Below are 11,762 nucleotides of genomic sequence, written 5' to 3'. Positions count from 1 at the left end.
ACACGGCCCGCTCAAGCCTGCGGTACCCAAGCCGGTCAAAGCGAAAAAAACGCCCCGAAAAGCCCCAAAAAAGCCGTCACGGCGCTTTTTTAGGGCAAAAAAGGCCTCGCTTGACTTCGGCATGCCGTTCGGGTTGACTGAAACCAGAAAAGATCAATGATTGATATTTTTAACAACAAAGGTGTTGCATCATGTCGGTACCCCCGCGTGCCGTTCAGCTTAACGAAGCGAACGCGTTCCTTAAGGATCATCCTGAGGTTCTGTACGTAGACCTTCTAATTGCGGATATGAATGGTGTGGTGCGCGGCAAGCGCATCGAACGCACCAGCCTCCACAAGGTTTACGAGAAGGGCATTAACCTGCCTGCCTCTTTATTTGCTCTGGATATCAACGGCTCGACGGTGGAAAGCACCGGCCTGGGTCTGGACATCGGCGATGCTGACCGAATCTGTTATCCAATCCCCGACACCCTGTGCAATGAACCTTGGCAAAAGCGCCCTACCGCGCAGTTGCTGATGACCATGCACGAACTGGAAGGTGAACCTTTCTTCGCCGATCCGCGCGAAGTACTACGCCAGGTTGTCAGCAAATTCGACGACCTCGGTCTGACCATCTGCGCCGCCTTCGAGCTTGAGTTCTACCTGATCGATCAGGAGAACGTGAACGGCCGACCACAACCGCCCCGCTCGCCGATCTCCGGCAAACGCCCGCACTCGACACAGGTCTACCTGATCGACGACCTCGACGAATACGTCGACTGCCTCCAGGACATTCTGGAAGGTGCCAAAGAGCAAGGCATCCCGGCCGACGCCATCGTCAAGGAAAGTGCCCCGGCGCAGTTCGAAGTGAACCTGCACCACGTGGCCGACCCGATCAAGGCCTGCGACTACGCAGTACTGCTCAAGCGCCTGATCAAGAACATCGCCTACGACCATGAGATGGACACCACCTTCATGGCCAAGCCTTACCCAGGCCAGGCAGGCAACGGTTTGCACGTACACATTTCGATCCTGGACAAGGACGGCAAGAACATCTTTGCCAGCGAGGATCCCGAGCAGAACGCCGCATTGCGTCACGCGATCGGCGGTGTGCTGGAGACCCTACCCGCCCAGATGGCGTTCCTGTGCCCGAACGTCAACTCCTACCGCCGCTTCGGCGCACAGTTCTACGTGCCGAACTCGCCGTGCTGGGGTCTGGATAACCGTACCGTGGCGATTCGCGTACCGACCGGCTCGGCCGATGCGGTGCGTATCGAACACCGCGTAGCGGGTGCCGACGCCAACCCTTACCTGCTGATGGCTTCGGTCCTGGCAGGCGTGCACCACGGCCTGACCAACAAGATCGAGCCTGGCGCACCGGTGGAAGGCAACAGCTACGAGCAGAACGAGCAGAGCCTGCCGAACAACCTGCGCGATGCCCTGCGCGAGTTGGACGACAGCGAGGTGATGGCCAAGTACATCGATCCGAAGTACATCGACATCTTCGTCGCCTGCAAGGAAAGTGAGCTGGAAGAGTTCGAACACTCCATCTCCGACCTTGAGTACAACTGGTACCTGCATACCGTGTAAGCGGTTGCGGCGATAAAAAAACGCCACAGGCTTTGGGTCTGTGGCGTTTTTTTATGGGTCTGTTCTGAGAGACCGGGTCGGTCTTATCGGGGGCAAACCCCCTCCCACATTTTGACCAGTGAATGCTTTCAGAATGTGGGAGGGGGCTTGCCCCCGATAGCTGCCTGGCAGACAACACAGATTCCTGCTCATACAATGCCCGCTGCCTTGTAGGAGACTTCCATGACCGCTACCGCCCCTCGCAAACCCCGCGCCCGCAGTCAGGCCCGGATCGATGCGATTCTGGACGCCGCCCGCACCCTGCTGGCCGCCGAAGGGGTGGCAGGTTTGTCGATCTACAGCGTGGCCGAACGCGCGCAGATTCCTCCGTCGTCGGTGTATCACTTTTTCGCCGGTGTGCCGGCGCTGCTGGAGGCTTTGACGGCCGATGTGCATGGGGCGTTTCGCGCGGCGATTCAGGCCCCCATCGACCATGAATGCCTCAAGCAATGGCGCGACCTGTCCTGCATTGTCGAGCAACGCATGCTCACCATCTACGACCAGGACGCCGCCGCGCGCCAGTTGATCCTGGCGCAGCATGGCCTCACCGAAGTGACCCAGGCCGACCGCCAGCATGATCTGGAACTGGGCGATCTGATGTTCAAGGTGTTCAACCGCCATTTCGAGCTGCCGACACTGCCCAGCGATGTGGATGTGTTCGCCCTGGCGCTGGAGTTGAGCGACCGCGTGTATGCGCGCTCGGTGCATCAGCATGGGCTGATCACGCCGCGCATGGCCGAGGAAGGGATGCGCGTGTTCGATGCGTATGTGGGGCTGTATTTGCCGGTTTATCTGCCCAAGCGTTGAGCCTTGTGTTGGTTGGGGCGGCCTCATCGGGGGCAAGCCCCCTCCCACATTTGAATGTGTTTACAGATCAAACTGTGGGAGGGGGCTTGCCCCCGATGGCAGCCTCAAGGGCGACGCGAATTACAACTTGGCAATCGACACCTCAGTGGACTTCACAAAGGCAATCACTTCACTACCAATGACCAGCTCCAGCTCTTTGACCGAGCGAGTGGTGATCACCGAAGTGACGATACCGGAGGCGGTCTGCACATCGATTTCCGACAGCACGTCGCCGACCACGATTTCCTTGATGGTGCCTTTGAACTGGTTACGCACGTTGATGGCTTTAATAGTCATGGTGTTCTTCCTTCGTGGGACAAGTGAGTTATTGCGCCCAACGCAGTTGCGTCGGCAACGGTGAAACAGGTTCGGGTCCGGGCGGCGTGCCGGGCAGCGACAGCACACGGTTGAGCACTTCGGCTTCCAACGCCGCAAGGCGATGAGAGCCACGCGCCCGCGGGCGCGGCAGGTCGACGATCAGGTCCAGGCCTATTTCGCCGTCTTCGATCAGGATCACCCGGTCGGCAATCGCCACGGCTTCGCTGACGTCATGGGTAACCAGCAGCACGGTGAAGCCATGTTTTTGCCAGAGGTTTTCGATCAGTTGCTGCATCTCGATGCGCGTCAGGGCATCCAGCGCACCCAACGGCTCATCGAGCAGCAACAGACGTGGTTGGTGGATCAGCGCGCGGGCCAGCGCCACACGTTGCTTCTGGCCACCGGACAATGCCGCCGGCCATTCATTGGCGCGTTCGGCCAGGCCCACCGCGCCCAGGGCCTCCAAGGCCTTGGGCCGCCAGTCGCCCTTGAGGCCCAGGCCCACGTTGTCGATGATTTTTTTCCACGGCAGCAGGCGCGCTTCCTGAAACATCAACCGCGTGTCTTCAATCGCTTCACTCAGCGGCGCGGAACCGGCCAGCAGCTCGCCGCCACTGGGCTTGTCCAGACCCGCCAGCAGGCGCAGCAAAGTACTTTTACCGCAACCACTGCGGCCGACCACAGCCACGAACTGGCCCGCTGGAATGTGCAGGTCAATCTCTTTAAGCACGTGCCGAGCGCCAAACGATTTGCGCAATTTGCGCACCGCCAGGGGGATGCCCTTGAGCAGGCGCGGAGGTTGTTGAGCCGTCATACCGCACCGCCTTTATTCACTTGATACGCCGGGTGCCAGCGCAGCCACACACGTTCCAGGCCACGCGCCGCCAGGTCGGCGAGCTTGCCGAGGACCGCGTACATCACGATGGCCAGCACCACCACGTCGGTCTGCAGGAACTCACGGGCGTTCATTGCCAGGTAACCGATGCCGGAACTGGCGGAGATGGTTTCCGCCACGATCAGCGTCAGCCACATGAAGCCCAGGGCAAAGCGCACGCCCACCAGGATCGACGGCAACGCGCCGGGCAGGATCACCTGCCGGAACAGACTGAAACCGGACAAACCGTAGCTGCGCGACATCTCTACCAGCGCCGGGTCGACGTTGCGGATGCCGTGGTAGGTGTTCAGGTAGATCGGAAACAGCGTGCCGAGGGCCACCAGGAAGATCTTCGCCGTCTCGTCAATGCCGAACCACAGGATTACCAGCGGGATCAGCGCCAGGTGCGGCACGTTGCGGATCATCTGCACCGAGCTGTCGAGCAGGCGCTCGCCCCACGTCGAAAGCCCCGTGATAAAGCCCAGCGCGAGGCCGATAGCGCCGCCGATCACAAAGCCCAGGCCCGCGCGCCAGCCGCTGATGGCCAGGTGTGTCCAGATTTCGCCGCTGCGCACCAGGTTGACCCCGGCCTCGATCACCGCGCTCGGCGCCGGCAGGATGCGCGTCGACAACCAACCCGCCGACACCGACAACTGCCACACCGCCAGCAACAGCACCGGCAGCACCCAGGGCGCCACGCGATGGCTCACTTTTTCAATACTCATGGCGCCGCCTCAGCTCTGTGACGCAGCTTTGGGGAGGATATCGTTAGCGACCATTTCACCGAACGGGCTGACGTAGCCGGCGCTTTTCGGCGCTTCGGGCCGTTCGATATCCAGGTGCGGGAACAGCAGTTCCGCTACGCGGTATGACTCTTCCAGGTGCGGATAACCGGAGAAAATAAAGGTATCGATGCCCAGGGCCGCGTACTCCTTCACACGTTCGGCCACGGTTGGGCCATCGCCCACCAGCGCCGTGCCCGCGCCGCCACGCACCAGACCGACACCCGCCCATAGGTTGGGGCTGACTTCGAGATTGTCGCGGTTGCCGCCATGCAAGGCGGCCATGCGTTGCTGGCCGACGGAATCGAAACGCGCCAGCGAGGCCTGGGCGCGGGCGATGGTGTCGTCGTCCAGATGGGAGATGAGCTTGTCGGCGGCTCTCCAGGCCTCGTCATTGGTTTCGCGCACGATCACATGCAGACGAATGCCGAAGCGCACGGTGCGCCCGAGTTTGGCGGCCTTGGCGCGCACTTGTTCGATTTTCTCGGCGACGGCAGCCGGCGGCTCGCCCCAGGTCAGCACCATCTCCACTTGCTCGGCCGCCAGGTCCTGGGCCGCCTCCGACGAACCGCCGAAGTACAGCGGTGGTCGTGGCTGCTGGATCGGCGGATAAAGCAATTTTGCGCCTTTGACGCTGATGTGCTGGCCGTCGTAATCCACGGTTTCGCCTTCGAGCACGCGGCGCCAGATGCGGGTGAACTCCACCGACGCCTGGTAGCGCTCTTCGTGACTGAGAAACAGGCCATCGCCGGCCAGTTCTTCAGGGTCGCCACCGGTCACCAGATTGAATAACGCCCGCCCGCCGGACAAGCGATCCAGGGTCGCAGCCTGACGCGCGGCCACCGTCGGGGAAATGATCCCAGGGCGCAGCGCTACCAGGAATTTCAGGCGCTGGGTCACCGGGATCAGCGAAGCGGCCACCAGCCACGAGTCTTCGCAGGAGCGCCCGGTGGGAATCAGCACCCCGCCAAAACCCAGACGATCTGCCGCCTGGGCCACTTGCTGCAGATAGCCGTGATCGACGGCGCGCGCGCCTTCGGCGGTGCCAAGGTAATGGCCGTCACCGTGGGTAGGCAGGAACCAGAAAATATTGAGGCTCATGGAGTTGTCTCCTGAAGAAGTCGGATTACGGCGCGTTAGCCACCGCGGCAGGTGGCGTCCAGATCACGTCCTTGATGCTCAAGGGCTTGGGGATCAATTTGAGTTGGTAGAAGCTGTCGGCGATCTTCTGCTGGGCCGCGATCACTTGCGGGGTCAGAAACAGCGCACCGTAGCCTTGGCGTTTGACCGAGGTAAGGGTGATGTCCGCCGGCAGGCCGAGCAGCGGCGCAACTTGATCGGTGACTTCCTGCGGGTTGGCCTTGGACCACTCACCCACGGCACGCACTTCTTCCACCAGCGCCTTGATCACGTCGGGGTGCTGTTCGGCGTAGGGTTTGGTCGCCAGGTAGAACTGATGGTTGTCGGCAATACCGGTACCGTCACGCAGGGTGCGCGCCTGCAGTTGTTTCTCGGCGGCGGCCTGATACGGGTCCCAGATCACCCACGCATCCACACTGCCCCGCTCGAACGCCGCGCGGGCATCGGCGGGCGGCAGGAATACGGTCTGCACGTCGGTGTATTTCAGGCCGGCCTCCTCCAGGGCGCGCACCAGCAGGTAGTGCACGTTGGAGCCTTTGTTGAGCACGATTTTCTTGCCCTTGAGCTCGGCGACCGATTTGATCGGTGAGTCTTTGGGCACCAGGATCGCTTCACTGCTCGGCGCCGGCGGCTCGTAGGCCACGTAGAGCAGATCGGCACCTGCAGCCTGGGCGAAGACCGGCGGGGTTTCGCCGGTCACACCGAAGTCGATGGAGCCGACATTCAGCCCTTCGAGCAACTGCGGGCCGCCGGGAAACTCAGTCCACTGCACCTGCACGCCTTGGGCGGCCAGGCGTTTTTCCAGGGTGCCCTTGGCCTTGAGCAGGACCAGGGTGCCGTATTTCTGATAGCCGATCCGCAGGGGCTCGGCGGCGTGAGCTTGAACAATGGCGCCGAAGGACACGGCCGCAGCAAACAGTGCGACCAGACCGCGACGCAAGATGACAGTGCGCATGGCGCTCTCTCCAAAATGCGATGAGGGGTTTTGGCTGCACCTGCTTGGCCGTTGGCGGCTGAGTAAGGTGAGTGTTTCCAGGTTTCAGGTGAGGCTTAAATGCTCCAGCGAGCACTCAACAAACGTTCATTTAACACATGCGGATCAAGCGGTTTTGGGCGACGGGCCATGGCGCTGTAAAGCGTGTCCAGCGCCTCGTGCAACCGCTGCTCGAGCACCGGCACCAATTGCGCCTGGGCGTTGCCTTCGCCATAGGCGATCTGGCTGTCTTCGGCAAAAATACCGTGGAGCAATTCCTGGGCCTTGAGCGCCGACAGCACCGGCTTCAACGCGTAGTCCACCGCCAGCATGTGCGCGATGCTGCCGCCAGTGGCCATCGGCAGCACCACCTTGTGGGCCAGGGCCCGTTCGGGCAGCAGGTCGAGCACGGTTTTCAACGCACCGGAGAAGGAGGCTTTGTACACCGGCGTGGCGATCACCAGACCGTCGGCATTGGCTACCTGCTCCAGCAGGTCGATGACCTTGGGGCTGTCGAACCGCGCGTGCAGCAGGTCTTCAGCCGGGAAGTCCCGTATCTGGTAACTCACTACTTCCACGCCTTTGTGTTGCAGCCACTGACGGGTTTTTTCCAGCAAGACCCCGGAGCGGGAGCGCTGGCTGGGACTGCCTCCTAGTGTTACGACCAACATGCAGGAATTCCTTGAGCAGGTGTCGGCGGTTCGCTGTGTGGCGATGGCGCCAAGATGGAACAGACCTTATCAGCTGATTTATATATCTATAAATCTTATTTTTTCATTTGTTTATTCCATAAAAATATATTGGCCCTATCAATCGCCAGGCGAAAAAAAAGGCCGTGGAAACGGCCTGAAAACCCCTGCTTTGATTCAGTTACAGATGCGGTGCATCGACGGTGGGAGGGGGGGCTTGCCCCCGAGGCGATATCCGCGTTAACGATTGGGCTGCGGGGTAAGCCGCAGGTACGGCTTCACTGCGCGATAGCCTTTTGGAAAGCGTTTCTTGATCTCGTCTTCGTCCTTGAGCGACGGCACGATCACCACTTCATCACCGTCCTGCCAGTTGGCGGGGGTGGCGACCTTGTGGTTGTCGGTCAGCTGCAGCGAGTCGATTACCCGCAGGATTTCATGGAAGTTGCGCCCGGTACTGGCCGGGTACGTGATGGTCAGGCGAATCTTTTTGTTCGGGTCGATGACAAACAACGAGCGCACGGTGAGGGTGTCGCTGGCATTGGGGTGGATCAAATCGTAGAGGTCAGAGACCTTCCGGTCGGCGTCGGCCAGGATCGGGAAGTTGACGGTGGTGTGCTGGGTTTCGTTGATGTCTTCGATCCACTTGTGGTGTGAGTCCACCGGGTCGACCGACAGCGCGATGGCTTTGACGCCGCGCTGGGCGAACTCGTCCTTGAGCTTGGCGGTAAAACCCAGCTCGGTGGTGCATACCGGCGTGAAGTCGGCCGGGTGGGAAAACAACACACCCCAGCTATCGCCCAGCCACTCGTGGAAACGAATCTTGCCGGCGCTGGAATCCTGCTCGAAGTCGGGGGCGATATCGCCCAGTCTTAGGCTCATGGTGTGGCTCCTGATGAGTGCTTATGGAGGCCACTGTGCATGGGTTGTGAATATTTTAAAAAGAATAAATATCGATTTATCTAGACGATAAAGGAATATTAAAAATCGTTCATTGGACGCTGAACCGGGCGCAGGGCACCATCGGTTTCAAGGTTCGAGAAGGCCTTGAGACGCTGTAAAAGAGGGGTTCAGGAAGGGCTTACGGGGGTGAGCCCGACTTGAAAGGCAACACACCTTGCCCGGCGTTGCGCCGGGCAAGGTTTACGCAGTTACTTGAACGCGTAGGTGTAGCTGACGATTACACGGTTTTCGTCCTGGTCGCGCGCGGCGGCAACATCGTTGCGCCACATAGCGTTTTTCCAGGCCACGCCGACGTTCTTGAACGGGCCTTCCGGCACCACGTAGGCAACAGTGATATCGCGCTCCCACTCGGACTGGCCGGTGAACTCTGCACGGCTACCGTTAACGGTGTCGATGTCAGTACCTTTGAGGTACACGACGCCCGCTGTCAGGCCAGGCACGCCGACCTTGGCGAAGTCATACGCGTAGCGAGCCTGCCAGGTGCGCTCGCCGGCACGGGCGAACTTGGCGATCTGCATGTCGGTGGTGATGTAAGCCGACGAACCGTCGCCCTGGTTCAGCCAAGGGAAGTCGCTGCTACCGTTGCTGACCTGATAACCACCACCGAAGGTGTGACCACCCAGGGTGTACAGGAACAGGCCGCTGTACAGGTTGTTATCGACCTTGCCGCGACCGGAGTTCACGCCGCTGTAGTTGCCCGAGGAGAAATAGGCCGACTCGTTGCCGTTCTTGCCGTCATCGGTGCTGTGGAAGTAGCGCAGGTCGGATTTCAACACGCCCGGGCCGATTGCCCAGTTGTGAGTCAGACCCAGGAAGTGCTGCTTGTAGAAGTCTTCCAGATTGCCGTAGTAGTACTGGGCAGTCAGGTCCTTGGTGATCTTGTAGTCACCACCGGCGTAGTAGAACTTGTTGCTGTCACGCCAGTTGGCGCCACGGGAGTTGGCACCGGAGATCGACAGGTTGTCGACGTTGCTGGAGTTACGACCTTTGGCTTTTTCGATCTGACCGGCAACCAGAGTCAAATCCTTGATGTCGTTGGTGGTGATCTGGCCACCCTGGAAGGTCTGCGGCAGCAGACGACCGTCGTTGGTCACGATGACCGGCAGCTTGGGCTGCAGAGTACCCAGCTTCAGTTCGGTCTGGGAAATCTTGGCCTTGGCGGTCAGGCCCAGGCTCGAGTAGTTATCAACGGCTTCGCCGTTGGACTTGCTCGGGAACACAGTGCCACCGTAGGAAGAGGCAGTAGCACCGTTGGTGCCGCCACCGGAATCCAGGCGAACGCCCAGCAGGCCGATAGCATCAAGACCGAAGCCTACGGTGCCTTGGGTGTAACCGGAGATGAAACGCAGGTCGAAGCCTTGGCCCCATTCTTCCTGCTTGCTTTGAACACCGGCGCGCTTGTTGGCAGCAGAGCCAGCAGCCGAATCACGGTTGTCGGTGTTGATGTAAAAGTTACGCAGCCCCAGGGTTACTTTACTGTCATCGATGAAACCAGCAGCGCCTGCTTGCTGAGCGATTGCGCCCAGGGCTACAGCCAGTGCCAAGGTGGACTTCTTCATGTACCGCTCCTCTCGTTTCTAATTTTTGTAGTTCTTAGGTCTCGGGTCTGACGCCCTCGATCCACAGATGCGCGATTAGCGCCAGATAGTGACTACCAAGTCAATCGTAACCTAGTGTGTCTACTACCTTCGTCTAACCACCGTTGATTTGGTCCCTGCAGGGTAATGAGTTTTTCATACACCCAAAAAGAATTGTTTCATTCTTTTTCATACAATTTCGGAATAAGCCATTACGTAGATCGGGCAGGTCAGGATAGACGAACCTCCCTAAAAGCTAATTCCTAAAGGGTATTTGTTTTCCACTTTTTAGATCATCGAATGCAGGTCTAAAGCCGCATACGTCACGTACGATCAAAAAAGCGACGCCATGATGGCCAAACGCATATCCTCCCGTCAATTTGTTACAGTTTTTGTATCGGAATAGTTTCTTTTGATGACAAGCCTGCCAAGGCTCATAGGCTGATGCCCCTGCCGTCACGCGCTCTACCCCTGCTCGCGCTCAGCGTATCGGCCTGATTCAACGGTTCTGAAGGGGGTGGTGTCGTTTGCCGGAGCACAAACAGGACGGGGAACAGGAAAAGGGTAGGAGCGCGTTCGCTCCTACCTTGGGAGAGGATTAGCTAGAGGGCCTTTTCGAAAATCTTCGAATTACGCTGGTAGTTGTACAACGAGGCGCGGGCGGACGGCAGGCGATCGACGCTGCTCGGCACAAAGCCCCGTTCACGAAACCAGTGGGCGGTGCGAGTGGTGAGCACGAACAAGGTCTTCAAACCCTGCGCCCGGGCCCGGGTTTCGATGCGCTCAAGCAGCTCATCACCGCGCCCGCCGTGGCGGTACTCGGGGTTCACCGCCAGGCACGCCAGCTCACCGGCATCCGAATCGGCGATCTGATACAGCGCCGCGCAGGCGATGATCATGCCTTCGCGCTCCACCACGCTGAACTGCTCTATTTCACGCTCCAGCACTTCCCGCGAACGACGCACCAGAATGCCCTGCTCTTCCAACGGGCTGATCAAATCGAGCAAGCCGCCGACGTCTTCAATCGCCGCCTCGCGTACCAGTTCGAATTGCTCCTGAGCCACCAGCGTACCGCCACCGTCTCGGGTGAACAGCTCGGTGAGCAACGCGCCATCTTCGGCATAGCTGACGATATGGCTGCGCCCTACCCCGCCCCGACAAGCCTGCGCCGCTGCGTCGAGCAACTCGGCCTGGTAGTTGCTGCTGCCCAGACGCTGCAAATGCGCCGGCACTTGCTGCGGGCGCAACTCACGCACCAGGCGCCCATGTTCGTCGATCAATCCAAGATCGGCACCGAACAGCAGCAACTTATCCGCCCCCAGGTCGATGGCGGCGCGGGTAGCGACATCTTCACAGGCCAGGTTGAAGATCTCCCCGGTCGGCGAGTAACCCAGCGGCGAGAGCAATACGATCGAGCGCTCGTCGAGCAGCCGATTGATGCCCTTGCGGTCGACCCGGCGCACTTCGCCGGTATGGTGGTAGTCCACGCCTTCGAGCACGCCGATGGGACGCGCGGTCACCAGGTTGCCGCTGGCCACGCGCAGGCGCGAGCCCTGCATGGGCGATGAGGCCATGTCCATCGACAGGCGCGCTTCGATGGCGATACGCAGATGACCGACCGCATCGATCACGCACTCCAGGGTGGCGGCATCGGTGATGCGCATACCTTCGTGGTATGCCGGGGTAAGGCCGCGCGCTTCAAGGCGCGCCTCGATCTGTGGGCGCGAACCGTGCACCAGCACCAGACGCACGCCCAGGCTGTGGAGCAGCACCAGGTCGTGGACGATATTGCCGAAGTTGGGATGGTCCACACCGTCGCCAGGCAACATGACCACAAAGGTGCAGTCACGATGGGCATTGATGTAAGGGGAAGCATGACGAAGCCAATTGACGTATTCGGGCATAACACCTGGGCCTGTAATAAAAAGCAGCCAAAAAAGGATGAATCGTGAAAGCGCACGGCGGGCTGATGGTTATCGTCGGAACAGGCTTGGCG

The 11,762-nt window shown here is 60.0% G+C and carries 11 protein-coding genes; 2 read left to right on the top strand and 9 right to left on the bottom strand.

Going from position 1 to position 11,762, the window contains the following annotated elements; genetic code table 11:
* Positions 1 to 191: 191 nt before the first annotated feature.
* Positions 192 to 1,568 (top strand): glutamine synthetase family protein, encoded by a 1,377-nt coding sequence (locus G7025_RS02750; protein WP_034101359.1) that lies wholly within the window; start codon positions 192 to 194, stop codon positions 1,566 to 1,568.
* Between the two features lie 222 nt (positions 1,569 to 1,790).
* Positions 1,791 to 2,414 carry a TetR/AcrR family transcriptional regulator gene (locus G7025_RS02745; protein ID WP_181076426.1) on the top strand — a complete coding sequence of 208 codons (624 nt, stop codon included), beginning with the start codon at positions 1,791 to 1,793 and terminating at the stop codon, positions 2,412 to 2,414.
* A 120-nt stretch (positions 2,415 to 2,534) separates the two neighbouring features.
* Here the strand turns inward: G7025_RS02745 and G7025_RS02740 are convergent, their stop codons facing one another.
* The 9 genes from G7025_RS02740 to argA all read right to left on the bottom strand — a co-directional run bounded on the left by G7025_RS02740 (position 2,535) and on the right by argA (position 11,670).
* Positions 2,535 to 2,750 (bottom strand): TOBE domain-containing protein, encoded by a 216-nt coding sequence (locus G7025_RS02740; protein WP_003176783.1) that lies wholly within the window; start codon positions 2,748 to 2,750, stop codon positions 2,535 to 2,537.
* 28 nt (positions 2,751 to 2,778) lie between these two features.
* Positions 2,779 to 3,585, bottom strand: coding sequence for an aliphatic sulfonates ABC transporter ATP-binding protein (gene ssuB / locus G7025_RS02735; protein ID WP_181076425.1), 807 nt, complete (start codon positions 3,583 to 3,585; stop codon positions 2,779 to 2,781).
* Positions 3,582 to 4,370 carry an aliphatic sulfonate ABC transporter permease SsuC gene (gene ssuC / locus G7025_RS02730; protein ID WP_181076424.1) on the bottom strand — a complete coding sequence of 263 codons (789 nt, stop codon included), beginning with the start codon at positions 4,368 to 4,370 and terminating at the stop codon, positions 3,582 to 3,584. The genes ssuB and ssuC overlap by 4 nt, the downstream gene beginning before the upstream one ends.
* A 9-nt stretch (positions 4,371 to 4,379) precedes the next feature.
* Positions 4,380 to 5,528 (bottom strand): FMNH2-dependent alkanesulfonate monooxygenase, encoded by a 1,149-nt coding sequence (gene ssuD / locus G7025_RS02725; protein ID WP_181076423.1) that lies wholly within the window; start codon positions 5,526 to 5,528, stop codon positions 4,380 to 4,382.
* A 25-nt stretch (positions 5,529 to 5,553) separates the two neighbouring features.
* Positions 5,554 to 6,522, bottom strand: a complete 969-nt coding sequence (locus G7025_RS02720; protein ID WP_181076422.1) for a sulfonate ABC transporter substrate-binding protein — start codon at positions 6,520 to 6,522, stop codon at positions 5,554 to 5,556.
* Between the two features lie 95 nt (positions 6,523 to 6,617).
* A complete protein-coding gene (gene ssuE, locus G7025_RS02715) occupies positions 6,618 to 7,211 on the bottom strand; it encodes an NADPH-dependent FMN reductase (protein WP_181076421.1) in 594 nt (197 codons plus the stop codon).
* A 258-nt stretch (positions 7,212 to 7,469) separates the two neighbouring features.
* Complete coding sequence (locus tag G7025_RS02710) at positions 7,470 to 8,108, bottom strand: peroxiredoxin (protein WP_181076420.1); 639 nt, start codon at positions 8,106 to 8,108, stop codon at positions 7,470 to 7,472.
* A 269-nt stretch (positions 8,109 to 8,377) separates the two neighbouring features.
* Entirely contained in the window at positions 8,378 to 9,748 is a 1,371-nt protein-coding gene (locus G7025_RS02705) for an OprD family porin (protein ID WP_034139726.1), read from the bottom strand.
* A 620-nt stretch (positions 9,749 to 10,368) separates the two neighbouring features.
* Positions 10,369 to 11,670: an amino-acid N-acetyltransferase gene (gene argA, locus G7025_RS02700; RefSeq protein ID WP_034101368.1), complete on the bottom strand. Its 1,302-nt coding sequence runs from the start codon at positions 11,668 to 11,670 to the stop codon at positions 10,369 to 10,371.
* Between the last annotated feature and the right edge of the window lie 92 nt (positions 11,671 to 11,762).

The sequence above is a fragment of the Pseudomonas lurida genome (genome assembly GCF_013522705.1).
In the GTDB taxonomy this organism is placed as follows: Bacteria; Pseudomonadota; Gammaproteobacteria; order Pseudomonadales; family Pseudomonadaceae; genus Aquipseudomonas; species Aquipseudomonas quebecensis.
This window is presented reverse-complemented; position numbering and strand designations above follow the sequence as displayed.